Raw genomic sequence first — 25,704 nt, 5'->3', positions numbered from 1 at the left:
TGGGCGGCGGCCCGATCGCCACTCTGCGCATCACGGACCGCCTGCATGGAGACCGCCCTGATTTCTGTCCTCACCCGGATCTTCCGCGTGAACCTCGCGTCTCGACAGCGCGCGCCAAGGAGCCCCAGCCTCAAGGAGTTGGCGCGCATCCGGCGCCATCTCGAGCGCAGCATCGAGGACTGCCCCGGCACACCCGCGATCCGCCTGCGCAAACAGATCGATCAGGCCCACACGCCCCAGGAACTCTGGCTGCTGCGCAACGACGCGTACCAGCTCATCTCGCAGCGGCACAACCAGTCGGTCGCCGCCGAGCGCATCAACCGGCTGATTCAGTACTTCGAAGGCTGGCTCGAGCCCAAGCAGCTCATCCGCATCAAGTAGACCGGCCTGCCCGCGCGCTCAGGGGTACTGGCGCACCAGCGATTCGGCGAAGCACACCGGCTTGTCGGCCCCTTCGCGCTCCACCACCACGCCCCAGGTCATCTGCTGCCCACCCTGTTCAATGGGCTCGATGGCCTGCAGCGTCAGGCGCGCGCGCAGACGGCTGCCCACCGGCACCGGCGCGGTGAAGCGCACACGGTTCACGCCGTAGTTCACCCCCATGCGCGTGTTCCGGATATCGAAAGAGGATTCGAAGAACACCGGCAGCAAGGACAGCGTGAGAAAGCCGTGCGCGATCGGCCCACCGAACGGCCCGGCCTTGGCGCGCTCCACATCCACGTGGATCCATTGATGGTCGCCGGTGGCTTCGGCGAAGCGGTTGACCTGCTCCTGGGTGATCGCCACCCAGTCGCTGACGGCCACTTCCTGGCCCACGCAAGCCGCCAGATCGGCCAGGGATTCAAAGGTTTTCATGCGAGCCACTGTATCGCCGGCCCCGCGCCGCGCATGTCGGGCCGGCGACACGGCGCCGTCGGGTGTCAGCGATCAAGCCACTCGCAGATGCCCTGCCACTGCTTGAGGTCCTTCTCGACCCGGCTGGGTGTGACGTCAAACAGCGTGAGCCCACGCGCCGCGAGGTGCACGTAGTTCTGCGTGTCGCGCAAGGCGCCCAGCACCGGCAGGCCCAGGCCGGTCACGAACTCGCCGAGCTTGTCGGCCGCGATGGTGCGCATGTCCACCCGCATGCCGACGATGCCCACCTGCAGCTGGCCCGCACGGCGGGACTCGGCCAACTCATCGATGAAGGCGCGCGTGGCGTAGATGTCGAAGATGCTGGGCTGCAACGGCACCAGCACCTTGTCGGCGATCTTGAGCACGTCCTTGAAGCGCCAGCCATGCAAACCAGCGGGGGTATCGAGCACCACGTGGGTGACGTCCTTGGGCGGCCGCGCGATCAGGTCCTGCGAAACCTCCCAGGTCTGGATCGGCCGGGCCTCGGGTGGGCGCAGGCGCAGCCAGAGGGCCGACGACTGCTGGCGATCGGCATCGCCCAGCATGACCGAGTGACCCTGGCGGGCAAAGTAGCCGGCGACGTTGGTCGACAGCGTGGACTTGCCAACGCCTCCTTTGGGATTCGCAACCACCACGATGGGCATGAAAAGCTCCTTTGTGTGCGGGACGCCCCACACGGACAGCGTGATGGGGAGGGGGGTATCGGGCGCTATGTTATCGCCACCGCGTCCCATACCAGTTTGCAACCGGTCAGGAACATCCCCACATAGATGAGCCGGTAGAACAGCTGGGGCTCGATGCGCTTGGCGATGTAGACACCGAGCCAGACCCCGAACGGAGCGAACGGCAGCAGCGCCAGCGAGGTCGCCATGTTGCGCAGATCGAGCAGACCCAACCAGGCGTACGGCACCCATTTGGCGAGGTTGACGAAGAAAAACAGGTAGGCCAGCGTGCCGGTGAAGACCGCTGGCGACAGGCGCATCGGGATCACGTAGGCGTTGAGCGGCGGCCCACCGGCGTGCGCCACGAAGCTCGTGAAACCCGACGTCACCGTGAGCAGCGCGCCCACCCAGCGCGGCGGTGGCGCGCTGTCGGGGCGCGGCGGAAACAGCAGGCGCTGCGCCAGGAACACCAGGGTGAACACGCCCACCATGCCCGCCACCACGCGGGAATCCAGCCATTTGAAAAGCAAGGCCCCGACCACGAGGCCGACCAGGCTGCAGGGCACGAGGAACATCAGCAGGCGGCGGTCGAAGTTCTTGCGGAAGGCGGCCATGCCCAGCAGGTCCATCAGCAGCAGCACCGGCATGAGGATGGCGGCGGCCTGCGGCACCGTGACCGCCAGGGCCATCAAGGGCACGGCCAGGGAACCAAAGCCGGCGCCAAAGCCGCTCTTGCTGATGCCCAGCAGGAGCACCGCGGGAATCGCAACGAGGTAGAACGAGGGATCGGTGATGAGCGGGAAGTTCAAGCGCGCGATTGTCGCCGCCGGCGAATGCCCTTGCCTCCCGCCCGGCGAGAATCGGCGCATGCACAACATTCAGTTCTGGGGCGAGACCCTGCGCCTGCTGGTCGAGCTGACGGCCACGGTGGCCTTTGCGCTCTCGGGCATTCTGATGGGCGCGCGCATGCGGCTGGATGCCGTGGGCGTGGCGGTGGTGGGATTTCTCGCCGCGTTCGGCGGTGGCACCCTGCGCGACCTGCTGCTCGATCAGCGCCCGTTCTTCTGGGTGCGCCACGTCGAGCTGCTTTGGGGGGTGCTCGGGCTGTGCGTGCTCGCCATGGTGTTCCTGCGCGGGCGGCACATGAAGCTCACCGAACGGGCCATCCAGTGGCCCGATGCGCTGGGCCTGGGCCTGTTCACCGCCACAGGGGTGCACCAGGCCCTGCTGCTGGACATGCCGGCGCTCGTGGCCGTGCTCATGGGCCTGATCACCGGCGTGTTCGGCGGCGTGCTGCGCGACGTGGTCTGCAACGAGATCCCCACCGCCTTCAAGGACCACCGGCCCTATGCGCTCTGCGCCTTCGCCGGTGGCTGGCTCTACGTGGGCCTGTGGGAAATCGAGGCTCCGGGCTGGATCGCCCTGGTGGCCTGCGTGGTGTTCACGGCGGGGCTGCGCGGGCTGGCGCTCTGGCGCAACTGGCAGTTGCCCGCGTGGAAGTTGTAGGCCCCCACGCTCCGCCGCTGTGCGGGTCGCTGCCCCCCAAGGGGGCTGAGCCCGGCCTTGGGGCGGCCCGGCGGCGGGCTCGCCCTCAGACCTTTTCGATCACGAGCGCGATGCCCTGCCCCACGCCGATGCACATGGTGCACAGGGCGTAGCGGCCACCCGTGGCGTGCAGGCGGTTGACCGCCGTGGTGGCCAGCCGCGCGCCGCTGGCGCCCAGGGGGTGGCCCAGGGCGATCGCGCCGCCCCAGGCGTTCACGCGCTCGTCGTCGTCCTTCAGCCCCAGCATGCGCAGCACCGCCAGGCCCTGCGCGGCAAAGGCTTCGTTGAGCTCGATCACGTCCAGCTGTTCCAGCTTGAGGCCGGTGAGCGCCAGCACCTTTTCGGTGGCCGGTGCCGGGCCGATGCCCATCACGCGCGGCGCCACGCCGGCCGTGGCCATGCCCACGATGCGCGCCTTGGGCGTCAGGCCGTTCTTCGCCGCCGTGGCCTCGTCGGCCAGCAGCAGCGCGCAGGCGCCGTCGTTCACGCCGCTGGCGTTGCCCGCTGTCACCGTGCCATCGGGGCGCACCACGCCCTTGAGCTTGGCCAGCGCTTCCAGGCTGGTCTCACGGGGGTGTTCGTCCTTGTCCACGACCAGGGGATCGCCCTTCTTCTGCGCGATGGTCACCGGCGTGATCTCGCGCGCGAGGTGGCCCGCCTTCTGCGCGGCCACGGCCTTGAGCTGGCTGGCCAGCGCCATGCGGTCCTGCGCCTCGCGCTCGATCTTGTAATCGGTCGCGACGTTCTCGGCCGTCTCGGGCATGGAGTCCACGCCGTACTGGGCCTTCATGAGCTTGTTGACGAAGCGCCAGCCGATGGTGGTGTCGTAGACCGCGTTGGCGCGGCTGAAAGCGCTCTCGGCCTTGGGCATGACGAAGGGGGCGCGGCTCATGCTCTCCACGCCGCCGGCGATCATGAGGCCGGCTTCACCGGCCTTGATGGCGCGCGCGGCCGAGCCCACGGCGTCCAGGCCGGAGCCGCACAGGCGGTTGATGGTGGCGCCGGGAAGCTCCAGCGGCAGGCCGGCGAGCAGGCCGGCCATGCGCGCGACATTGCGGTTGTCTTCGCCGGCCTGGTTGGCGCAGCCAAAGAGGATGTCGGTCACGGCGGCCCAGTCCACGCCGGGGTTGCGCTGCATCAGCGCCTTGAGCGGGATCGCGCCGAGGTCGTCGGCGCGCACGCTGGAGAGGGCGCCGCCGTAGCGGCCGAAGGGGGTGCGAATCGCGTCGCAGATGAAGGCTTGGTTCATGTGTGTTCTCCTCAGGTCAACCTGCGACTGTACCCAAGCCGGGCGCAGGGGTGCACGGCATGCGGGAGAATCCCCGCACCATGTTCAGCCCATCCCAAGCCGACGTGCGGCGTTTCTTCTGCGCCGTTCACCAGAAACAGTTGCTGCAGCAACCCATGGAGGCCATTGAAACCCTGGCCGGCCAATGGATCGCCGAGCACAGCGAGTACCACGCCGAACTGTCCGACGTGGACGCGGCTCTGGCGCGCCTGGGCGAGCCCGACAGCGGCCGCGACAACCCCTTCCTGCACCTGTCCATGCACCTGTCCATCAGCGAGCAGTGCAGCATCGACCAGCCCCCGGGCATCCGTCAGGCGGTGGAGCTGCTGGCCGCGCGGCGCGGCGACCTGCATGTGGCGCACCATGAGGTGATGGAGTGCCTGGGCAGCATGCTCTGGGAAAGCCAGCGCGCGGGCCGGCCACCCGACGGCCAGGCCTACATCGACGAGGTGCGGCGCAGGGCAACGCGGGACTGAGCACAAAAAAAGCCGCTCGATGAGCGGCTTTTTGATGGATGGCGGCAGATCAGCGGAAGCGCGACTGCGGCACGACCTTGAGTTCACCGTCCACCGTGGACAGGTACTTGGCGATCTCGCGCATTTCGGCCGGCGTGTACTGTTTGGCAATGCCCGCCATGATGCCGTTGGAGCGGCCGATCATGTTGTTGCCTTCGACCGTGTAGGCCTTGAGCGCGAAGAACAGGTAGTCGGCGTGCTGGCCGCCAATCTTGGGGTAGCTCGGGTCGATCGGCTTGCTGAAGTTGGCGCCGTGGCAGGAGGCGCAGGCGCCCTTCTCGATCAGCGCGGCGGCCGCGGTGCTGGCGGTGCGGGGCGCTTCCGGGGCGGCCTTGTCGGCCTGCGACGCGTAGTAGGCGCCCAGATCGGCCATGTCCTGCTCGCTCAGCGAGCCCGCGATGCCGCGCATGGTGGGGTGCTTGCGGTCGCCCTTCTTGTAGGCGGTGAGCGCCGCCACGATGTATTTGTCGGACTGGCCCGAGATCTTGGGGACCTTGTGGATCTCGGGGAAGCTGTTCTGGTAGCCGACGATGCCGTGGCAACCGATGCACATTTCGGCCTTCTTGTGGCCGGCTTGCACATCACCCGTGATGCCCTGGGCCTGGGCAGCGAAGGCGACGGAGAGGGTCGCAGCGGCGACAAGGGTGCGGGCGATCGTGGACAACATTGGAATCATTTTGCAAGCACAATGAATGGAACCGGCTGAGAAAATCAACCCCTGATTATATAGACTGGTCCTCAGCCCCGACCACACCCCCGCCAACCTTCGCACAAGGCGCTTTTTCATGAAATTCCAAGGTTCCGAGAATTACGTTGCCACGCAAGACCTGATGCTGGCGGTGAACGCCGCCATCACCCTCAAGCGCCCGCTGCTCGTCAAGGGCGAGCCCGGCACCGGCAAGACCATGCTCGCCGAGGAAGTGGCCGGGGCGCTCAAGCTGCCGCTGCTGCAGTGGCACATCAAGAGCACCACCAAGGCGCAGCAGGGCCTGTACGAGTACGACGCGGTGAGCCGCCTGCGCGATTCGCAGCTGGGCGACGAGCGCGTGAAGGACATCCACAACTACATCGTCAAGGGCGTGCTGTGGCAGGCCTTCACGGCCGACGAACCGGTCGCGCTGCTGATCGACGAAATCGACAAGGCCGACATCGAGTTCCCCAACGACCTGCTGCGCGAACTCGACCGCATGGAGTTCTACTGCTACGAGACGCACGAGATGATCCGCGCCAAGCACCGCCCGCTGGTGTTCATCACCTCCAACAACGAGAAGGAACTGCCCGACGCCTTCCTGCGCCGCTGCTTCTTCCACTACATCAAGTTCCCCGACGCCGAGACCATGCAGCGCATCGTGGACGTGCACTTCCCCAAGCTCAAGAAGGAACTGCTGGCCGCGGCCATGAAGACCTTCTACGACGTGCGCAACCTGCCCGGCCTGAAGAAGAAGCCCAGCACCTCCGAGCTGCTGGACTGGCTCAAGCTCCTGATGGCCGAGGACATTCCCCTCGAAGCCCTGCAGAGCGCCGACAGCAAGGTCAGCGTGCCGCCGCTGGTGGGCGCGCTGCTCAAGAACGAGCAGGACACCACCCTCTTCGAGAAACTGGTCTTCATGAACCAGAGGAATCGATGACCACCCCGTTGCTTGCCCACTTCGTGTGGCCGCATCCCCCTCAAGGGGCGACACCCGCCGTCCGGCAAAGCCGGCCCGGCGGTGTCCCGCTCCAGGGTTCACTTCACTCGAGAGTTTGATATGGACAAGCAGACCCGAAACGCTTTCAAGGAAGGCCTGGCCGATGCGTCGGGCTTCGTGATCGGCTCGCTGGCCGGCTGGGCCCTGGGCAAGCAACTGGGCCTGGATTTCTTCGCCGCGCCCGACGCCTTCGGCTGGCGCGAGATGGCCGGCCTGGCCCTGATCGCGCTGGGCTGCGGCGTCGGCAAGCTGGTGGCGCGGCGCCTGATCGCACCGCCTCAGCCGCCCTCTTCCTGATCCCCGCGCCATGGCCTTCGTCGAACCCCTCACCCTGCGCGCCAACGGCCTTGCCCTGGTGCCGCTCGCGCTGGACCACGAGCAGGGGCTGCGCGCGGCCGCCGCCGACGGCGAGCTCTGGAAGCTGCGCATCACCTCGGTGCCCGAGCCCGGGCAGACGCGCGCCTACATCGAAACCGCGCTGCAGATGCGCACCGAGGGCCACCGCTTCGCCTTCGCCGTGACCGACGAGGCCAGCGGCCGGGTGCTGGGCAGCACCAGCTACCACGACATCCTGCCGGCGGTGAAGCGGGTGGAGATCGGCTACACCTGGTACGCCCAGAGCGTGCAGCGCACCCACGTGAACACCACCTGCAAGCTGCTCATGATGGGCCACGCCTTCGACACGCTGGGCTGCCACGTGGTGGGCTGGCGCACCGACAACTACAACTTCGCCTCGCAGCGCGCGATCGAGCGGCTGGGCGCGAAAAAGGACGGCGTCATCCGCGGCCATGCCCTGCGCCGCGACGGCACCATCCGCGACACGGTGATGTACAGCATGCGGTCGGGCGAATGGCCCGAGGCCAAGGCCCAGCTGCTGTACCTGCGGGCCATGCACGCCTGACGAACCCGGGAGAGTGCCATGCTGATCGATTTCTTCTACACCCTGCGCTCGGCCAAGCTGCCGGTCTCCGTCAAGGAGTACCTGACGCTGCTCGAAGCGCTGCAGGCCGACGTGGTGGGACCGCGCAACCCCGAGGCCTGCTCCATGGACGACTTCTACTTCCTGGCGCGCACCGCGCTGGTGAAGGACGAGAAGCACTACGACAAATTCGACCGCGCCTTCGCCGCCTACTTCAAGGGCGTGGAGATGATCGCGGACTTCACAAAGCCGATCCCGGCCGACTGGCTGCGCCAGGAGATGGAGCGCATCCTCTCCGAAGAGCAGAAGGCCAATGCGCCCAAAATGGACTGGGACGAGCTCATGGAGACGCTGCGCAAGCGCCTGGAAGAGCAGAAGGAACGCCACGAGGGCGGCAGCAAGTGGATCGGCACTGGCGGCACCTCGCCGTTCGGCCACAGCGGGCAGAACCCGCAGGGCGTGCGCATCGGTGGCAAGGGCGGCAACAAGAGCGCTGTGAAGGTGTGGGAGCAGCGCAGCTACCGCGACTACGACGACACGCAGGAGCTCGGCACGCGCAACATCAAGGTCGCCCTGCGCCGCCTGCGCAAGTTCGCGCGCGAGGGCAACGACCTCGAACTCGACCTGCCCGACACCATCCGCTCCACCGCGGCGAACGCCGGCTACCTGGACATCAAGATGATTCCGGAGCGGCACAACAACGTGAAGGTGCTGCTGCTCATGGACGTGGGCGGCACCATGGACGAACACATCCAGCGCGTGGAGGAGCTGTTCTCGGCGGTCAAGAGCGAGTTCAAGCACCTGGAGTTCTATTACTTCCACAACTGCGTCTACGACTTCATGTGGAAGAACAACCGCCGCCGCTACGCGGAGAAGTTCCCGACCTGGGACATCATCCGCAAGTACAACAAGGACTACAAACTGATCTTCGTGGGCGACGCCACGATGAGTCCTTACGAAATATTGCAACCCGGCGGCAGCGTGGAATACAACAACGAGGAGGCCGGTGCCGAGTGGTTGCAGCGCCTCACGCACGCGTTTCCGAAGTTTGCTTGGATCAACCCGGAACCCCAAGGGGTGTGGCAGTATCGACAGAGCATCAGCGTGATTCAGCAGCTGATGGGCCAGCGCATGTACCCGCTGACCCTGAAGGGGCTCGAAGACACGATGCGCTTGCTCTCGAAATAACGGCCGAATGACCTTTTCCTTTCACGGCCATGCCCGCCGGGCATGGCCCTTCCTGTTGTGCGCGACCCTGCTGTGGCCGCTCGCCACCCGCGCCCAGGAAACGGCCGCGCCGGGCGCCGCCCGCGCCGCGGCCCAGGACGACACGGATGCCGACGTGCCGCGTCCGCCGCGCGAGGCGCGCACGCCGGCCGGCGCGCGCTTCGAGATCGAGATGCAGGCGCCCAGCGAGGCCATGCGCGACTTCCTGCTGCGCCACATGGAGGTGCAGCGCTACCGCGAACTGCGCAGCCTCGAAGCCAACGAACTGAGCCGCCTGCTGGCCCAGGCGCCGGCCAACGTGCGCGAACTGCTGGCCACGCTCGGCCATTTCTCGCCTCAGGTCGAGGTGATCCCGCCCCCCGGGCTGGGCGAGGTGGCCGCCGCCACGAGCGATGGTGATCGCACCACCAGCCCCGCCTCGCTGGGCACCATCACCGTGAAGGTCGATCCCGGCCCGGTCACGCAGGTGGCCTCGGTCACGGTGTCCTTCGTGGGCGACATCGCCACCGCGCCCGAGGCCCAGGCGCAGCGCGCCGACATCGAGCGCGAGGCCGACCTGATCGCCGGCCTGCCCTTCTCGCAGGCCGACTGGGACCGCGCCAAGACCGCCGCGCTGCGGCGGCTGATCGCCCAGCGCTACCCCTCGGGCCGGATGCAGAACAGCCTGGCCGACATCGACACCCAGGCGCACCAGGCCCGGCTCTACATCGAACTCGATTCCGGCAAGCCCATGCGCATGGGCGAGGTGGTGGTGCAAGGAGCCGAGCGCTACGACGCCGTGACCGCCGAGCGCCTGGTGCGCCTGACCGGCCTTACGCCCGGCAGCGACTACGACCTCGAGAAACTGCAGGACGCGCAACGCCGCATCGCCGAGAGCGGCTACTACGACTCGGTCTTCGTCTACGCCGAGACCTCGACCGATGGCCAGACCCTGCCGGTGATGGTGCAGCTGCGCGAGAGCAAGCGGCAGAAGGTGGTGATCGGCATTGGCGGCAGCACGGACAACGGCGCGCGCCTGTCCCTGGAACACACGCACAACAGCGTGCCCGGCATCGGCTGGCGCGCGGTCAGCAAGCTGCAGCTGGAGCGCGACGACCAGCTCGCCAGCACCGACTGGAGTTCGATTCCGAACGACGACGGCTGGCGCAAGATCGCCGGCGCGCAGCTGGCCAAACAGCTCGACGACTTCACCACCACCAGCAGCCAGCGCCTGCGCGTGGGCCAGACGCAGCTCGGCGTCGAATACGACCGCAGCTTCTACCTGCAGTACGACCGTGCCCATGTGAAGAGCAGCCTGCTGTCCGCCGCGGCGCAGCAGGAAGCCAAGTCCGCCATCAGCGCCAACTACGCGTGGACGCGGCGCCGCTTCGACGACCAAGTGTTTCCCAATCGCGGCTACGGCCTCGCGGTGGAACTGGGGGTGGGCTACACGCTGGGCAGCAGCCGCCAGCCCTTCACCCGCACGCAGGCGCGCTGGCTCACCTACTGGCCACTCGGGGCGATCGCCCGGGCCGCCGACCCGGTGCCCGGCCAGCCGCGCGACGTGAGCACGCCGTCGCGGCGCACGCAGCTGGGCCGCCTGGCCTTGCGCGTGGAAGGTGGTGCGGTGGTGGCGCGCGACTCGGCCCCCATCCCGGACACGCAGCTGTTCATCACCGGCGGCGACAACACCGTGCGCGGCTACGGCCTGCGCGACATCGGCGTGCCGCGCGCCGACGGCAGCATTGGGCCCGGTCGCTACAAAGGCGTGGTGAGCCTGGAGTGGCAGCGCCCGATCTTCAACGCCGACCAGCGCTCCAACTGGGAAAACGTGCTCTTCATCGACGGCGGCGCCATCGCCAACAAGGCCGGCGACCTCAAGCCGGTGTGGGGCGTGGGCACCGGCATCCGCTACAACAGCCCGGTCGGCCCGCTCCAGCTGGACCTGGCCTATGGCCTGGAGGTCAGGCGTTTCCGCATCCACCTCAATGTGGGCTTCACGTTCTGATCGGCGCATGAACAGCGACAACGATCCCGACCGCATCGCCCCCCCGCCCTCGCGCATCGGCCGCGTGGTGCGCTGGGTGTTCGGTGGCCTGGCGGCACTGGTGCTGCTGGTCCTGCTCGGCGTCGGCCTGTGGGCCGCCTCGCCCGGCTCGCTGGCCCAGGCCGTCGGCTGGGGTCAATCGTTCATGGCCCGGCAGGGGCCGCAGGCCGGCACGCTGGAAGTGGCCGGTGTGCAGGGCAGCCTGCTGCGCGGTGGCCAGATCGCGCAGCTGCAATGGGCGCGTGACGGCCTGAGCGTGCAGGCCAGCGACACGCGCATCGGCCTGAGCAACTGGTTCTGGGCCGACGCCGTGCTCGGGCGCGGCGTGCGCCTGTCGCAGCTCGACATCGGCCGCCTGCAGATCGACGACCAGCGCCCGCCCACGCCATCGGCCCCGCCCGAGCCCCTGCAACCCATCACCCTGCCCCTGCCGGTCACCCTGCCCTGGTCGATCGGTGAACTGGTGCTGGCTGGCGCATCGCCGCTCACCCTCAACGGCCTGAAAGGCCAGTACCGCTACCGCTCGGCCGACCGCGCCTGGAACCTCGGCGTGACCGACGCGCACCAGTTCGACCTGGACAGCGTGGAAGTGGCCGGGGGCCGCTACCAGGCCAAGGCGGTGCTGGGCGCACAAGCCCCCATGCCCCTGCGCGTGGACGCCAGCGGGGAGGTGCGCACCACCGTGCCGGGTGGCCAGCCCGTGACGCTGCAGGCCATCGCCAAACTCACCGGCATGCTGGCCACCACCGACGCCGCGCTCGACGCCAGCGCCAGCGTCAAGGCCACCGGAGGCATCGGCCCGGCCGAAGCCCCCACGCTGGAGGCCCAGGCCCGCCTGCGCCCGTGGTGGCCGCAGCCGATCGAGACCGCCGACGCCACCATGGCCCGGATCGACCTCGCCGCCTTCTGGCCGCAGGCGCCGGTGACGCTGCTCAGCGGCACGGTGAAGGCCCAGCCCCAGGGCGAGGCCTGGCGCGCCGAGCTGAAGCTGACCAACGCCGCCAGCGGGCCGGCCGACCGGCAGCGCCTGCCGCTCGACCGGATCGAGGCCGCGCTCGAACAGCGCGGCGCGCGCTGGGCGCTGACGCAACTGGACGCGCAGCTCGGCGGCGGCCGTGTGCAAGGCCAGGGCCAGTGGGAACCGGCCAGCGGCGCGCAGCCCTCGCCACTGGGTCAGTGGCAGGGCGAGATCCAGGCCCGCCGCATCAACCCGGCCCAGCTCTGGAGCAGCATCGCGCCGGCCGCACTGGACGGCACCGTCACGGCGCGCACGGTCGACACCGCCATCGACCTGAGCGCTCGCATCCAGCCTTCGGGCACGCAACCCCGGGGCGGCGCCCTGGCCGGCCTGCGGCTGCGCGAACTCGATGTGAAAGGCCGCTGGCGCCCCAGCGCCGACAGCGCCACGCAAGGCGTGCTCGACCTGCGCCAGGCCCGCCTGGGCGTGGCCGACGCCACGCTGGACGGCCAGGGCACGCTCGACACCCTGGCGCGCAGCTTCGACGGCCAGTTCGCGCTGCAGCTGCCCGGTGCGCAGGCCCGCTGGAAGGGCAAGGCCGCGCACGCCCAGGGCCACGGCGACCTGGACCTCAACCTGGACGACGCCAGCCGCGTGCTGGCCTGGGTGCGCAGCCTGCAGACCCTGCCCATCGTGGGCCCGTCGATCCGCACCGCGCTGGACGGCCAGCCGGGCCTGCAGGCAGAAGGCAGCGCCCGGCTCAACGCCGACTGGCAAGGTGGCCTGGGCGTGCTGGGCTACCCGCCGCCGGCGGCCGGCGCCACCCAGGCCGCCCCGCTGCGCCTCCAGCTCGGCCTGGACGCGCCGCGCCTGCGCATCGCGCGCGACGTGGCCACCGGCGATCCGGCCAGCCCCACCCGGACACAGGATCTCCTTCTCAGCGCGCTCCAGCTGCAGGCCAACGGCCCCCCCGAGCGCCTGGCCCTCACCCTGGCCGGCCGGGCCGAACAAGGCCCCTGGCGCGCCGCCCTCGACACCCAGGGCGTGCTGCAACTGGGCAACGCCCGCCAGCCCGACATCGACACCGGCCGCCTGGAACTCAGCCGGCTGAAACTGCAGGCCACCGACAGCGCTCGGCCCGACCGCAACGTGGAATGGACGCTGGAGAGCACCAACGCGCTGGGCGTGCAATGGCAGGGTGCGCGCGGCGCCACGCTGCAGGTGCAGGCCGACGCCGGCCAGCTGCGGCTGCAGCCCGTGTTCCGCCGCCGCGCGGCGCCCGCGTCCCCGGTGGCCGTGTCGGCCGCTGCCGCTGCCGCTGCCGCCGCCACGCCCACCGTCACCACCCCCATGACGCTGGCCTGGGAACGCGTCACCTGGCGGGCCGGCGCGCTCGACACGCGCGGCCAGCTCAGCCACCTGCCACTGTCCTGGGTGGATGCCCTCGCCACGCCCGAGGGCGCGCGCCACGGCCCGCTGAGCGAATCCGGCCTGGGTGGCGACGTGGTGTTCGACGGCTCATGGGACCTCACCCTGCCGGCCGACCCCAGCGCACCGCCCCGCCTGGCGGCGCAGCTGCGCCGGCGCAGCGGCGACCTCTCGGTGCAGACCGATGGCGCCTTCGACGAGAACACCGCCTCCGCCCAGCGCCTGCAGACCGGCATCCGCGAAGCCCAGCTGGACGTGGAAACCCAGGGCAGCAATGTGCTGGCGCGCCTGCGCTGGGACAGCGAGCGCCTGGGCCAGGCCAGCGCCGACGTGAGCACCACGCTGAGCCCGCCCAACACCGCCGAGCCCGCCTGGCACTGGGCCGAGCAGGCGCCCTTGCGCGGCACCCTCAAGGCCAGCCTGCCGCAGGTGGGCGTGTGGTCCGCGCTGGCGCCGCCCGGCTGGCGCGTGCGCGGCTCCCTGGGCGCCGATCTCACGCTGGGCGGCACGCGCGACAAACCCTTGCTCAACGGTTCGCTCAACGCCGACGACCTGGCCCTGCGCTCGCTGGTCAATGGCATCGCCTTCTCGCGTGGGCAGCTGCGCGCCACGCTTGCGGGCGAGCGCATCACCATCGAGCGTTTCTACCTGCAGGGCCTGGGTGGCGTGCAGAACGGCGGCACGCTGCTGGCCACTGGCAGCACCGAGTGGCGCACCGTCACGGTGAACGGCCAGCCGCGCCGCCAGCCCTACATCAGCCTGCAGGCCACCGCCACGAAGCTGCGCGTGTCCACCCGCGCCGACCGCATGCTCACGCTCTCGGGCCAGTTGCAGGCCGAGCTGGCGGGCACGGCGCTGCAGTTGCGCGGCCAGCTCACGGCCGACGAGGCCCGTTTCGTGCTGCCCGACGAGTCCACCCCCAGCCTGGGTGCGGACGTGGTGGTGCGTGGCACCGAGCGGCCGCTGGAAGACCCGAACGCCTTCCGCGTGCAACCCGATGTGCTGGTGGACCTGAACCTGGGCAACAACTTCGAGGTGCGCGGCCAGGGCCTGCAGACGCGGTTGACCGGCCAGCTCAATGTGCGCAGCACCCCCACCTCGCCCGCGCCGCGCGTGCTGGGCGAGGTCCGCACGGAGCGCGGCACCTACCGGGCCTACGGCCAGCGGCTCGACATCGAAACCGGCGTGCTGCGCTTCAACGGGCCTTACGACAACCCCACGCTGGACATCTCCGCCGTGCGCCCCAACACCACGCAGCGCGTGGGCGTGCTCATCAGCGGCTCGGCGCAGTTGCCGCGCGTGCGCCTGTTCTCCGACCCCGAACTGCCCGACAGCGAGAAGCTCGCCTGGCTGGTGCTGGGGCGGCCGGCCAGCGGCGCCGGGGCCGAAGCCGCCGTGCTGCAGCAGGCCGCTCTGGCCCTGCTCTCGCGCAACGGTGGCAACCTGGACGGCGGCCTGGCCAGCGCCTTCGGTCTGGACGAGCTGTCCTTCGCCGGCGCGGCCACGAATGCCGATGGCACCACCTCGTCCGCCGCGCTCACGCTGGGCAAGCGCCTGTCCAACAAGCTCTACCTGACCTACGAAGCCAGCCTGGCCGGGGCCATGGGCACGGTCTCGATGTTCTACGACCTCTCGCGCCGCGTCACGGTGCGCGCGCGGGCGGGCGAAGAGAACGCCATCGACCTCATCTTCACCACGACGTTTGACTGACCCCCGCGCCGCGCCTTCGGCGCGTCACCCCCTTTCAGGGGGCAATGCCTGCGGCCTGGCAAAGCCAGTTCCGCGGCATTTCTGGATGGGGCATCCCGCTCCGGACAGACCTCAGGCGGCCTGAGCGACCGACGGCTGGTTCGCTGCGACGCGGATCTCGCCTTCGGCCGTGGCGAGCGCCTTGGCCTTGGCCTCGGGGCCCATGCCCACACCCTCGGCGCGCACGAAGCGCACGTCGGTGATGCCGAAGAAGCCGAAGATGGTCTGCAGGTAGGTTTCCTGGTGCTCCATCGCGCGGCCACCTTCGCTGGTGGAGTACACGCCGCCGCGGCTGAGCACCACGATCACCGTCTTGCCGCCCGCCAGACCCACGGGGCCCTGCTCGGTGTACTTGAAGGTGCGGCCTGCCTGCGCCAGGCGGTCGATCCAGGCCTTGAGCTGGGTCGGAATCGTGAAGTTGTAGAACGGCGCACCGATCACGACGACATCGGCGGCCAGGAACTGGCTCACCAGGGCTTCGGACAGCGCGTTCTCGCGGCGCTCCGCTTCGGTGGCGGCAGCCTGGCCGGTGCGGAAGCCCAGCGACTCCGCGCTCAGGTGCGATGGGGCGTCCTTCACCACGTCGAGGTACTGTACTTGCGTGCCGGGATGGGCAGCCACCCAGGTCGCCACGGTCTGGGCGGTCAGTTGACGGGAAACCGACTGGTCGCCGGTGATCGCGGAATCGATGTGAAGCAGTTGCATGGAAATCTCCTGAAAGGTGACAGCCACGCCATGTGGCCATGGATAGATTGTGATTTCGATGCCAATACTTGATAAGGCGGCATTTTTACGACATATCGTTCCATAATCAGGACAATTAAGCGGAGGCGCCATGCAAGACCTGAACGACATGATCCTGTTCGCCGAGGTGGTGGAACACGGCGGTTTCGCGGCCGCCGGCCGCGCGCTGGGCCTGCCCAAGTCGCGCCTGTCGCGCCGCATCGCCGGGCTGGAGGCGCAGCTGGGCGTGCGCCTGCTGCAGCGCACCACGCGCAAGCTCTCGCTGACCGACGTGGGCGAGACCTACCTGCGCCACTGCCAGGCCCTGCGCGAATCGGCCCAGGCCGCCGCCGACGCCGTGGCCCACGCGCAAACCGAGCCGCGCGGCACCATCCGCGTGGTCTGCCCCGTCACGCTGGCGCAGACCGTGCTCGGCGGCGTGATGCCGATCTACCTCGCGCAGCACCCGCAGGTGCGTGTGGAGATGGAGATCAACAACCGCGTGGTTGATCTCGTGAAGGACGGCGTGGACGTGGCGCTGCGCGTGCGACTCACGCTGGAGGAAAGCGGCAGCCTGATCGTCAAGCGGCTGGACGACGCGCGCTCGGTGCTGGTGGCCAGCCCGGCGCTGCTGGCGCGCCAGGGCACGCCCACCACGCTGGAGGAAGCCAGCCGGCTCGACAGCGTGGCCATGTCCGCCACCGAGGGCAGGACGAGCATCCGCCTGACCAGTCCCGAAGGGCGCGAGGCCGTGCTGCAGTTCACCCCCCGCTACATCGCCGACGACCTGCTCACCCTCAAGCTCGCCGTGCTCGGCGGCAGCGGCATGTGCTGGCTGCCCGACTACATGTGCGAGGACGAACTGCGCAGCGGCCAGCTGGTGCGCCTGCTGCCCGACTGGTCCACACCGGTGGGGGTGGTGCACGCGGTGTTTCCCTCGCGCCGGGGCCTCTCGCCCGCGGTGCGCAGCTTTCTCGATTTCCTGGGCGAATACGTGCCCGTGTGCGGCAAGCTGCAGCGCCGCGAGGGCGCGTCCCGGCTGCAGCCCGCCCCGTACAATGCGGGCTCTTTTTCGCCGCCATAGTTCAATGGATAGAACGAGCGCCTCCTAAGCGCTAGATACAGGTTCGATTCCTGTTGGTGGTACCACCTCCAGCCACCATGTCCGAACCGCTGCCCGGCGGCGAACTCACCCATCAGCTGCGCCGCCTCGGTCTGGCCGCGGGCGACGTGGTCATGGTGCACGCCTCGCTCAAGGCCATCGGGCCGGTGGCAGGCGGCGCACCGCAGATCGTGCGGGCGCTGCAGGAGAGCATCGGCCCGGGCGGCACGCTCATGGCCTATGTGTCCTGGGACCGCTCCCCCTACGAAGAGACCCTGAACGGCGCCACGCTCGGCGCCGCCGCGCGCGAGGCCTGGCCGGCATTCGACCCGGCCACCGCCGGCACCGAACGCAGTTTCGGCCTGCTCAATGCCTTCATCTGCCACACACCCGGCGTGCGGCGCAGCGCGCACCCGGACGCCAACATGGCCGCCCTGGGCGCAAAGGCGGACGAGCTGGTCGCGCCCCATTCGCTCCAGGAAGGCTACGGACCTGGTTCACCGCTGGACCGCTTCGTGCACCTGGGCGGCCAGGTGCTGCTGCTCGGTGCGCCCCTGGATGCGGTGACGGTGCTGCACCATGCCGAGACCCTGGCCGACATCCCGAACAAGCGCCGCGTGCGCTACGAACAACCGGTGCTCGACGAACGAGGCCGCAAGGTCTGGCGCGTGGCCGAGGAGTGCGACACCAATGGCATCCTGGACGGCTTCGCGCAAGACGGCGCCATGGACGCGGTGGAAACCATTGCGCGGGCCTACGTGGCCGAAGGCCGCCACCGCACGGGCCGTGTGGGCCAGGCCGACTGCCACCTGTTCGATGCACGAGACCTCGTGCGCTTCGGCAAGGCCTGGCTCGAACAGCGCTTTGGCAAGCCAGCTCAGCGCAGCATGAGGTAACCCACGCCGATCGCGGCGGCCAGCCCCACCGCGTCGGCGAACAGCGCGCAGGCCAGCGCGTGCCGCGCGTGCTGGATGCCCACGCTGCCGAAGTACACCGCGAGCACGTAGAAGGTGGTTTCGGTCGAGCCCTGCACGATGGCCGCGAGCCGGCCCGCGAACGAGTCCACGCCGTGCGTCTGCATCACGTCGATCATCAGCCCGCGCGCGCCCGCGCCCGACAGCACTTTCATCAAGCCCACCGGCAGCGCGGGCAGGAAGTCGGTGTTCCAGCCCATCGCGGCCACCATCGCGCCGATGCCCGAGAGCAGGAAGTCCATGCAACCGGCGGCGCGGAACACGCCGATGGCGATCAGGATCGCGATGAGGTAGGGCACGATCTGGATCGCCACGCCAAAGCCTTCCTTGGCGCCGTCGATGAAGGCGTCGTACACGTTCAGGCGCTTCCAGGCCCCGGCCAGCACGAACAGCATCACCACGCTCAGGATCACCGCCGCGCCCGTGGTGCCGGCCACGCGCGCGGCCTGTTCGGCCGGCAGGCGGGCCAGCGCGGTCACGGCCGCCGCGAGCAGGCCGGCCACCGCCAGCACCGGCAGCAGGAACCGCGCGCGCCACAGCGGCAGGCGCTGGCACACGGCCACCGCCAGCACCCCCGCGAGCAGCGAGGTGAAGGTGACCAGCAGCGTGGGCAGAAAAATGTCCGCCGCGTTGAAGCCCGCGCCCAGTCCCTGCTTGAGCGCGACGCTCTGGCGGATGGCGATCACCGAGGTGGGGATCAGCGTGAGGCCCGCCGTGTTCATCACCACGAACATGATCTGCGCGTTGCTCGCCGTGCCGGGCGCTTCGGTGTTGAGCGTCTGCAGCTCGCGCATGGCTTTCAGGCCCAGGGGTGTGGCCGCGTTGTCCAGGCCCAGCAGGTTGGCCGAGATGTTCATGGTCATCGCGCCCTGCGCCGGGTGGCCTTGCGGCACGGCGGGAAAGAGGCGGCGCAGCAACGGCCCGGCAAGGCGGGCCAGCAGTTCGATCATGCCGGCGCGCTCGCCCACGCGCATGAGCCCGAGCCACAGCGCCATCACACCGGCCAGGCCGAGCGAGATCTCGAAACCCGAGCGCGCGCCATCGAACATGGCCGTCAACAGCGCTTGCAAGATGCCCTGCTCACCCAGCAGCCAGCGCGCGACGGCGGTGGCGAAAGCCACGGTGAAAAAACCGATCCAGACCCAGTTCAGCGCCATGAAGAGCGATGGTAGCGCCCCCGCCGTTCGTCGCGCGGCGCCGGCCGATGTCGAAACGCTCGCACCTGGCGCGTCGTCAGGTGGCAAGCCCCTTCATTCCCTCTTCAGGAGATCCCCATGTCGACGCAACTCTGTGCCTACCTGTCCTACAACGGCAACTGTGCCGAGGCGATGCAGTTCTATGCCAAGGTCTTCAACGCCAAGCTGGAGGCCCTCATCACCTATGCCGACATGCCTGGCGGCGAGCCGGTGCCGCCCGAGAGCGCCAAACTCATCATGCACGCCTACCTGGTGCACCCGGACTTCGCCCTCATGGCCGGGGACGCGCCGCCCGGCGTGCCCTTCGCGGGTATCCAGGGCTGCATGATGGCCATCACCTTCCCCACCGTGGCCGAGGCCGAACGCGTCTTCAAGGCCCTGGCGGACGGCGGCAAGGTGACCATGCCGCTGTCCGAAACCTTCTGGGCCGACACCTTCGGCATGGTGACCGACCGCTTCGGCACGCCCTGGGGCATCAACGGCGGGCCGAGGGAAATGGCCAAGCCGTGACCGGCGCCTCAGAGCTGGCCTTCGCTCAGCGTGTCGAGCTGGAAGCGGCCACTGCGGTCCCACAGCCAGGTGTCGACGCTGCGCACGCGGCCCCAGCCCGGTGGGTTGGGGAACGGCGCGGCCTGCCGCACGAGGCGGTCGATCTCCGCCATCACCTCCGGCGCGTGGCTGGGCCCGCGCAACCAGCGCACCGCGTCCACGCCGCCGCTGCGGTCGATTTCGAGCTCCATCACCCCGATGGCGTACAGCATCGGTGGCAGCTTGCCCCGGTAGATGCGGTCCGGGTAGCGGCGGTAGATGTGGTTCGCCACCGCGAGCCGGTAGCTGGCGTCGGCCAGCGGCGGACGGCTGGAGCCCGAGGGCAGGACCGAGCAGCCCGCCGCGAGCAGGCCGGCCGCGCCGGCGGCGGCGGTGGCCAGCAGCCGGCGGCGCCCCGGCAGCAGGGAAGGCGGTGAGGACAGGGTGAGGTCGGTGGTGTTCGGCATGGCCAGAGCATACGGCCCTGTGCAGGCCTGGCGCACAAGCAATCGCAACAGCTGTTACCGCCCGCCGCCCGGCGGTGGTGTCAACGGCGCGGCCACGAAGCCCTCCTGCCGCAGCAGCTGTGCGCGGATCGCGTCGATGAAAGCCGTCACGCGCGCGGGGCGGTGGCGGCCTGGCAGCAAGGCCACGTGGATGCCCACGGGCGCAAGCGCCCACTGCGGCAGCACACGCACCAGCCGGCCAGCGGCGATGTCCTCACGGCACATCCAGGGCGCGGCCGATCCGATGCCCGCGCCGTTGAGGATGGCCCGGTAACTCGCGGGCAGGCTCGGCGTGCGAAAGGGCGTGTTCAGCGTGACCAAGCGCGCGGCGCCATCGCTGCGCCGCACGAGCTGCACCGTGCCCACCACGTGCGCGGCCAGCCCGATGAAGGGCAGGCGAGGCAGGCGCGCCAGCGTCACCGGGCCGATGCGCTCCACCAGCGCGGGCGTGGCCACCAGCACGCGCTCCATCGTGCCCAGCGTGCGGCAGACGATGTCCTGGTCGGGCACCTCACCCACGAAAACGCAGCACTCCGCACCGGTGGCCGAGAGGTCGGTGTAACGCTCGGCCAGCGCCAGTTCCACGCGCAGCCGGGGGTGCGCCGCCATCAGCCCGGTGAGCGCGTCGGTCAGGAAACTGGCGCCGTAGCCCGCCGGACCGATCACGCGCAAGGTGCCCTCGGGCCGGCTCTGGCGGCCCTGCAGCCGGTCGGACAGGCCGGCCCATCGCTCGCCCAGGTCGCGCGCCTCCAGCAGCAGCGTCTGGCCCTCGTCGGTCAGCGAGAAGGTGGAGGTGGTGCGGTTCACCAGCTTGCAGCCCAGCAGGGATTCGAGCTCCACCAGGCGCCGGCTCACCGTGGGCTGCGTGGTGCCCAGTTGCCGCGCCGCCTTGCTCAGCGAGCGCGCCTCGCTGATGTGCTGGAAGGTGTCGAGCAGTTCGAGTCGGTCGTAGGTCGTCTTCATACGTCACGTGTATAGCACTTACATCGTCCATGCGTCTAGCGAGCGAAGCGCTCTTTGCGTACCGTGGCGGCTTCGAACAGGAGACAAGACGTGAGCACGCATTCCACGACGGCCCCCACCGCGGACGAAGCCGCCGCCATCCCCGACACACTGTGGACCCCCAGTGCAGACGACATCGGCGCCAGCCGCCTGGCGCGCTACGAGCGCTGGCTCGCCGAGCAGCACGGCCTGCGCTTCGACGGCTACGGGGCGCTGTGGCAATGGTCGGTGCAGCACCTGGACACCTTCTGGCGCAGCATCTGGGACCACTTCGAGGTGCTGGCCGACGGTTCACCCGACCCCGTGCTCGCGAGCCGCGAGATGCCCGGCGCGCGCTGGTTTCCAAACACACGGCTGAACTACACGGAGCACGTCTTCCGGCAGGCCAGCGCACAGCGCCCCGCGCTGGTGGTGCGCACCGAGGGCGAGGACGCGCGCGAGGTGTCCTGGGCGGCGCTGCGCCAGATGACCGCCGCCTTCGCGGCCACCCTGCGGGATCGCGGCGTGCAGCCGGGTGACCGCGTGGCGTCCTACCTGCCGAACCAGGCCGAGACCGTGGCGGCCTTCCTGGCCTGCGCCAGCCTGGGTGCCATCTGGTCGAGTTGCGCACCCGACATGGGCCCCTCGGTGGTGTTCGACCGCCTGAGCCAGATCGAGCCCAAGGTGCTGCTGGCCACCGACAGCTACCGCTACAACGGCAAGGTGCACGACCGCCACGACACCGTGGACCAGTTGCTCGCGCGCCTGCCCAGCGTGCGCACCGTGGTGCACCTGCCCGGCCCGCTGGCGAACGAACGCGCGGTGACCTGGCGCGATCGCCTGGCATGGGACGGCGCGATGGAACAGCACGCACACGCCGAGTTGCGCTTCGACCGCCTTCCCTTCGACCACCCGCTGTGGATCGTCTATTCCTCCGGCACCACCGGCCTGCCCAAGGCCATGGTGCACGGTCACGGCGGCGTGGTGCTCACCCACCTCAAGACACTCGCGCTGCAGCACGACCTGCGCGAGGGCGACCGCATGCTGTTCCTCGGCGGCACCGGCTGGATCGTCTGGAACCTGCAGATCGGCGGCCTGCTCACCGGCGCCACCACCGTGCTCTACGACGGCAACCCCGCCTGGCCCGACGACGAGGCGCTCTGGCGCTTCATGGACCGGCACGGCGTCACGCTGTTCGGCTGTGGCGCGGCCTTCCTCATGAACTGCCTGAAGCGCGGCCTGCGCCCGCGCGACTTCGCCGCCCTGCCGGCGCTGCGCGCGATCAACTCGACCGGCTCGCCGCTGTCCATCGACGCCTACCACTGGGTCTACGAAGCGGTGAAAAGCGACCTCTGGCTGGCCTCGATCAGCGGCGGCACCGACATCGCCTCGGGCTTCGTGGCCTGCGCGCCGGGCCTGCCCGTGGTGGCGGGCGAGATCCAGTGCGCCGAGCTCGGCGTGGCGGCCCAGGCCTTCAACGAGGGGGGCCAGCCGGTGCAGGACGAGGTCGGCGAACTGGTGATCACGCAACCCATGCCCTCGATGCCGCTGTTCTTCTGGAACGACGCCGACGGCCAGCGCTACCGCGAGAGCTACTTCGACACCTTCCCCGGCGTCTGGCGCCATGGCGACTGGATCCGCTTCACGCCGCGCGGCACCGCCGTCATCTACGGCCGCTCCGACAGCACCATCAACCGCTTCGGCATCCGCATGGGCACGGCCGAGATCTACCGCGTCGTCGAGGAGATGCCAGAGGTGCGCGACAGCCTGGTGGTCGACCTCGAGTACCTGGGCCGACCCTCCTTTCTGCCGCTGTTCGTGGTGTTGCAGCCGGGCGTTGTGCTGGATGACGCGCTCAAGGCCGCCATCGCCGGGCAGATCCGCACCAAGGCCTCGGCGCGCCACGTGCCCAACGAGATCTACCTGGTGGACGAGATTCCGCGCACCCTCACCGGCAAGAAGATGGAAGTGCCGGTGCGCAAGCTGTTGCTGGGCACCCCACTGGAGAAGGTGGCCAGCCCCGACGCCATGGTCAACCCGCGCAGCCTGGACTTCTTCGTGCGGCTCGCCCTCGAACTCAACGCGCCGGGCACCGCGCCCGCCTGAGTGCCTTCGCTTTTTCCATTACCCACACAGGAGACAACCCGCATGATGCAACGCCGCCAACTCACCCGCCTGGCTCTCGCCCTGGGCGCCACTTTGAGCCTCGGCGCCGCGCCCGCGCTCGCCCAGCCGGCCTACCCGAGCAAGCCACTCACCATCGTCGTGCCCTTCGTGCCCGGCGGCCCGGTGGACGTGATGGCGCGCACGCTCGGCGATGCCCTGGGCAAGTCGCTGAACGTACCGGTGGTGATCGACAACCGCGCCGGCGCGGGCGGCAACATCGGCAGCCAGTATGTGGCCAAGGCCCCCGCCGACGGCTACACGCTGCTCATGGCCACCGGCAGCATTCTGAGCATCAACGAAGCGCTGTACCCCCGTCTCGGGTTCGAACCCGGCAAGGACTTCGCCCCCGTGTCGCTGGTGGGCGACATGCCACTGATCGTCACCGTCAACGCCTCGGTGCCGGTGAAGAACGTGGCCGAACTCGTCGCGCAGGCCAAGGCCAGACCCGACAGCCTGCTGCTGAGTTCGCCCGGCAACGGCACCACGCCGCACCTGGCCACCGAACTGCTCAAGCGCGAAGCCGGTGTGACCCTGGTCCACGTGCCGTACAAGGGCGGCGCCGAGTCGGCCACGGCCATCCTGTCCAACCAGGTCACTGGCGGCATCGAATCCCCGCCCGCCGTGCTGCCGCACATCCGCGCGGGCAAGATGCGCGCGCTCGCCGTCGCCGGCCCGGAGCGCCTGGACAGCCTGCCCGACGTGCCGACCACCACCGAAGCCGGTCTGCCTGGCTTGCAGATCGTGAGCTGGTTCGGGCTGGTCGCACCGGCCGGCACGCCGACCGCGGTGATCGACAAGCTCAACAGGGAAACGCTTGCCGCGCTCAAGTCCGACGAGGTCAAGGCCCGTTTCGAGCGCCTCTCGATCCGCCCGATGGGCAGCACGCCCGCCGCACTGGCCACGCTGGCGCAGCAGGACCGCGTGAAGTGGGGCCAGATCGTCAAGGCCTCGGGTGTCCGCCTCGACTGAGGCGCGCCGCTTTCACCTCGCCCGCAAGGTGCGGCTGAGCAGGATCACCGGCACCAGACCCACCAGCACCAGCGTGAGCGCCGGCAGCGCCGCCTCGCCCAGGCGTTCGTCGCGCGCGAGCTGGTAGGTCACCACCGCCAGGGTGTCGCTGTTGAAGGGCCGCAGCACCAGGGTGGCGGGCAGTTCCTTCATCACGTCCACGAACACCAGCAACGCTGCCGCGGCGGTGGAGCGCTTCAGCAGCGGCCAGTGCACGCGCGCGGCCAGGCCCAGGCCGGTGGTGCCGAGCATGCGGGCCGAGTCGTCCAGGCTGGCGGGAATGCGGGCATAGCCGCTCTGCATCGACTGCAGGGCCACGGCGGTGAAGCGCACGAGGTAGGCCCACACGATGCCGAGCGCGGTGGCGGTGACCCAATAGCCCACGCTGGCCTCAGGCCACAGGGACTGCACCCAGCCTACCGGCAGCAGCAGGCCGACGACGATCACCGCGCCGGGCACGGCATAGCCCAGGCTCACGAGCTGCACCACGCCACGCGTGAGCTGGCCCGGCCGTGCGCGCAGCGCAAAAGCCAGCGCCAGCGCGATCGCGGTGGTCAGCGCGGCCGCCAGGCCGGCCAGCCACACGCTGCTGCGCGACCACTGCAGGAAGGAGGTCCACGGCAGGTCGTCCCAGCCCCCGATGAGCGGGCGAAGCATGAACAGCACCGGCAGCACGAAGCCGAAGGCGATGGGCAGCACACAGGCCAGCACGGCGCACACGGCGCGCCCGCCTTGCAGGCGCGTGGGCTGGGCTTCGGCGCTGCCGGCGCGCTGGCCGCGCAGCGTGGCGAAACGCAGCCGGCGCTGGGCGCGGTGTTCGAGCCACAGGAGCAGGGCCACCAGCGCCAGCAGCATGGTGGCGAGCTGGGCGGCGGCCATGCGGTTGTCCATCGCGAGCCAGGCCTTGTAGACACCGGCCGTGAAGGTCTGGATGCCGAAATAGCTGGCCACGCCGAAATCCGCCAGCGTTTCCATGAGCGCGAGCGCCACGCCCGCGGCCACGGCCGGGCGCGCCAGCGGCAGCGCCACTTCGCGGATGCGCCGCGCCAGCGGCGCGCCCAGCAGGCGCGCGGCCTCCATGAGCTGGGCCGCGCGCTCGGCCAGCGCGGTGCGCGCCAGCAGGTAGACATAAGGGTAGAGCGAGAAAGTGAACACCCAGACCGCGCCCGGCGTGCTGCGCACCTCGGGCAGCAGGCGCCCGGACAGGCCAAAGGTCTCGCGCAGCCCCACCTGCAGGGGCCCGCTGAACTGCAGGAAGTCGGTGTAGGCGTAGGCCACCACATAGGCCGGCATGGCCAGCGGCAGCAGCAGGGCCCATTCGAAGAAGCGGCGGCCGGGGAAGTCGAACAGCGTGACCGCGCAGGCCGTGGCCATGCCCACCACCGCCACGCCGATCGCCACGCTCACGCACAGCACCAGCGTGGTGAGCGCGTACTCCGGCAGCACCGTCTGCGCCATCTGCGAGAGCACGTCGCGCGCGGCGGCATCGAACTCGAACCAGGACGCGCCCAGCGACAGCACTGGCAGCGTGAGCAGCAGTGCAAGCAGGATCAACAGGGCGGGAGCCAACCAACGCAGCATGGGCAGGTTTCAGGTGAAAGGGCCATCGACCCGCGTCAAC

The 25,704-nt window shown here is 69.7% G+C and carries 24 protein-coding genes and 1 tRNA gene; 15 read left to right on the top strand and 10 right to left on the bottom strand.

What is annotated here, in order from left to right; genetic code table 11:
- The first annotated feature begins 45 nt into the window (after window positions 1-45).
- Window positions 46-381, top strand: a complete 336-nt coding sequence (locus ACODTB_RS04510; protein ID WP_291121580.1) for a hypothetical protein — start codon at window positions 46-48, stop codon at window positions 379-381.
- A gap of 18 nt (window positions 382-399) precedes the next feature.
- Here the strand turns inward: ACODTB_RS04510 and ACODTB_RS04505 are convergent, their stop codons facing one another.
- The 3 genes from ACODTB_RS04505 to ACODTB_RS04495 form a co-directional block, all read right to left on the bottom strand.
- Window positions 400-855 carry a MaoC family dehydratase gene (locus ACODTB_RS04505; protein WP_291121581.1) on the bottom strand — a complete coding sequence of 152 codons (456 nt, stop codon included), beginning with the start codon at window positions 853-855 and terminating at the stop codon, window positions 400-402.
- Window positions 856-920: 65 nt separating this feature from the next.
- A complete protein-coding gene (locus ACODTB_RS04500; RefSeq protein ID WP_291121582.1) occupies window positions 921-1,538 on the bottom strand; it encodes a nucleotide-binding protein in 618 nt (205 codons plus the stop codon).
- Window positions 1,539-1,603: 65 nt separating this feature from the next.
- Window positions 1,604-2,365, bottom strand: coding sequence for a sulfite exporter TauE/SafE family protein (locus ACODTB_RS04495; protein WP_291121583.1), 762 nt, complete (start codon window positions 2,363-2,365; stop codon window positions 1,604-1,606).
- 58 nt (window positions 2,366-2,423) lie between these two features.
- Between ACODTB_RS04495 and ACODTB_RS04490 the strand changes: the two genes are divergently transcribed.
- A complete protein-coding gene (locus ACODTB_RS04490) occupies window positions 2,424-3,062 on the top strand; it encodes a trimeric intracellular cation channel family protein (RefSeq protein WP_291121585.1) in 639 nt (212 codons plus the stop codon).
- 85 nt (window positions 3,063-3,147) lie between these two features.
- Here ACODTB_RS04490 and pcaF read toward each other — a convergent pair whose 3' ends face one another.
- Window positions 3,148-4,350 (bottom strand): 3-oxoadipyl-CoA thiolase, encoded by a 1,203-nt coding sequence (gene pcaF, locus ACODTB_RS04485; protein ID WP_291121587.1) that lies wholly within the window; start codon window positions 4,348-4,350, stop codon window positions 3,148-3,150.
- A gap of 80 nt (window positions 4,351-4,430) precedes the next feature.
- Here pcaF and ACODTB_RS04480 point away from each other — a divergent pair, with 80 nt between their 5' ends.
- Entirely contained in the window at window positions 4,431-4,865 is a 435-nt protein-coding gene (locus tag ACODTB_RS04480; RefSeq protein WP_291121588.1) for a DUF1841 family protein, read from the top strand.
- A gap of 49 nt (window positions 4,866-4,914) precedes the next feature.
- Here the strand turns inward: ACODTB_RS04480 and ACODTB_RS04475 are convergent, their stop codons facing one another.
- Complete coding sequence (locus ACODTB_RS04475; protein WP_291121590.1) at window positions 4,915-5,571, bottom strand: c-type cytochrome; 657 nt, start codon at window positions 5,569-5,571, stop codon at window positions 4,915-4,917.
- Window positions 5,572-5,689: 118 nt separating this feature from the next.
- Between ACODTB_RS04475 and ACODTB_RS04470 the strand changes: the two genes are divergently transcribed.
- The 6 genes from ACODTB_RS04470 (at window position 5,690) to ACODTB_RS04445 (ending at window position 14,860) form a co-directional block, all read left to right on the top strand.
- On the top strand, window positions 5,690-6,532 hold the full coding sequence (locus ACODTB_RS04470; protein ID WP_382154897.1) for an AAA family ATPase: 843 nt from the start codon (window positions 5,690-5,692) through the stop codon (window positions 6,530-6,532).
- A 120-nt stretch (window positions 6,533-6,652) separates the two neighbouring features.
- Window positions 6,653-6,889, top strand: coding sequence for a hypothetical protein (locus ACODTB_RS04465; protein ID WP_291121349.1), 237 nt, complete (start codon window positions 6,653-6,655; stop codon window positions 6,887-6,889).
- Between the two features lie 10 nt (window positions 6,890-6,899).
- A complete protein-coding gene (locus tag ACODTB_RS04460; protein ID WP_291121351.1) occupies window positions 6,900-7,493 on the top strand; it encodes a GNAT family N-acetyltransferase in 594 nt (197 codons plus the stop codon).
- An 18-nt stretch (window positions 7,494-7,511) separates the two neighbouring features.
- A complete protein-coding gene (locus ACODTB_RS04455) occupies window positions 7,512-8,699 on the top strand; it encodes a vWA domain-containing protein (protein ID WP_291121352.1) in 1,188 nt (395 codons plus the stop codon).
- Between the two features lie 7 nt (window positions 8,700-8,706).
- Entirely contained in the window at window positions 8,707-10,725 is a 2,019-nt protein-coding gene (locus tag ACODTB_RS04450) for an autotransporter assembly complex protein TamA (RefSeq protein WP_291121354.1), read from the top strand.
- A gap of 7 nt (window positions 10,726-10,732) precedes the next feature.
- A complete protein-coding gene (locus tag ACODTB_RS04445) occupies window positions 10,733-14,860 on the top strand; it encodes a translocation/assembly module TamB domain-containing protein (protein ID WP_291121356.1) in 4,128 nt (1,375 codons plus the stop codon).
- 111 nt (window positions 14,861-14,971) lie between these two features.
- Here the strand turns inward: ACODTB_RS04445 and ACODTB_RS04440 are convergent, their stop codons facing one another.
- Complete coding sequence (locus ACODTB_RS04440; protein WP_291121358.1) at window positions 14,972-15,604, bottom strand: FMN-dependent NADH-azoreductase; 633 nt, start codon at window positions 15,602-15,604, stop codon at window positions 14,972-14,974.
- A gap of 130 nt (window positions 15,605-15,734) precedes the next feature.
- Between ACODTB_RS04440 and ACODTB_RS04435 the strand changes: the two genes are divergently transcribed.
- The 3 genes from ACODTB_RS04435 (at window position 15,735) to aac(3) (ending at window position 17,620) form a co-directional block, all read left to right on the top strand.
- Complete coding sequence (locus ACODTB_RS04435) at window positions 15,735-16,706, top strand: LysR substrate-binding domain-containing protein (protein WP_291121360.1); 972 nt, start codon at window positions 15,735-15,737, stop codon at window positions 16,704-16,706.
- A tRNA-Arg gene (locus tag ACODTB_RS04430) sits at window positions 16,697-16,771 on the top strand. The genes ACODTB_RS04435 and ACODTB_RS04430 overlap by 10 nt, the downstream gene beginning before the upstream one ends.
- A 12-nt stretch (window positions 16,772-16,783) precedes the next feature.
- Window positions 16,784-17,620 (top strand): aminoglycoside 3-N-acetyltransferase, encoded by an 837-nt coding sequence (aac(3), locus tag ACODTB_RS04425; protein ID WP_291121362.1) that lies wholly within the window; start codon window positions 16,784-16,786, stop codon window positions 17,618-17,620.
- Here the strand turns inward: aac(3) and ACODTB_RS04420 are convergent.
- Window positions 17,602-18,855, bottom strand: coding sequence for a nucleoside recognition domain-containing protein (locus ACODTB_RS04420; protein WP_291121364.1), 1,254 nt, complete (start codon window positions 18,853-18,855; stop codon window positions 17,602-17,604). The two genes, aac(3) and ACODTB_RS04420, sit on opposite strands and share 19 nt — an antisense overlap.
- A gap of 117 nt (window positions 18,856-18,972) precedes the next feature.
- Here ACODTB_RS04420 and ACODTB_RS04415 point away from each other — a divergent pair, with 117 nt between their 5' ends.
- The gene (locus ACODTB_RS04415; protein ID WP_291121366.1) at window positions 18,973-19,404 is read left to right on the top strand and encodes a VOC family protein; all 432 of its coding nucleotides are present in this window, start codon (window positions 18,973-18,975) and stop codon (window positions 19,402-19,404) included.
- Between the two features lie 8 nt (window positions 19,405-19,412).
- Here ACODTB_RS04415 and ACODTB_RS04410 read toward each other — a convergent pair whose 3' ends face one another.
- The gene (locus tag ACODTB_RS04410) at window positions 19,413-19,889 is read right to left on the bottom strand and encodes a hypothetical protein (protein ID WP_291121368.1); all 477 of its coding nucleotides are present in this window, start codon (window positions 19,887-19,889) and stop codon (window positions 19,413-19,415) included.
- A gap of 54 nt (window positions 19,890-19,943) precedes the next feature.
- Entirely contained in the window at window positions 19,944-20,891 is a 948-nt protein-coding gene (locus ACODTB_RS04405) for a LysR family transcriptional regulator (protein ID WP_291121370.1), read from the bottom strand.
- Window positions 20,892-20,981: 90 nt separating this feature from the next.
- On the opposite strand from ACODTB_RS04405, the gene ACODTB_RS04400 reads away from it, so the two are divergent.
- The gene (locus tag ACODTB_RS04400; RefSeq protein ID WP_488929121.1) at window positions 20,982-23,015 is read left to right on the top strand and encodes an acetoacetate--CoA ligase; all 2,034 of its coding nucleotides are present in this window, start codon (window positions 20,982-20,984) and stop codon (window positions 23,013-23,015) included.
- A 42-nt stretch (window positions 23,016-23,057) separates the two neighbouring features.
- Entirely contained in the window at window positions 23,058-24,044 is a 987-nt protein-coding gene (locus ACODTB_RS04395) for a Bug family tripartite tricarboxylate transporter substrate binding protein (RefSeq protein ID WP_291121372.1), read from the top strand.
- Window positions 24,045-24,056: 12 nt separating this feature from the next.
- On the opposite strand, the gene ACODTB_RS04390 is transcribed toward ACODTB_RS04395, so the two are convergent.
- Window positions 24,057-25,664, bottom strand: a complete 1,608-nt coding sequence (locus tag ACODTB_RS04390; RefSeq protein ID WP_291121374.1) for an ABC transporter permease — start codon at window positions 25,662-25,664, stop codon at window positions 24,057-24,059.
- Between the last annotated feature and the right edge of the window lie 40 nt (window positions 25,665-25,704).

It is taken from the genome of Hydrogenophaga sp. FG152, from assembly GCF_057809615.1.
This window is presented reverse-complemented; position numbering and strand designations above follow the sequence as displayed.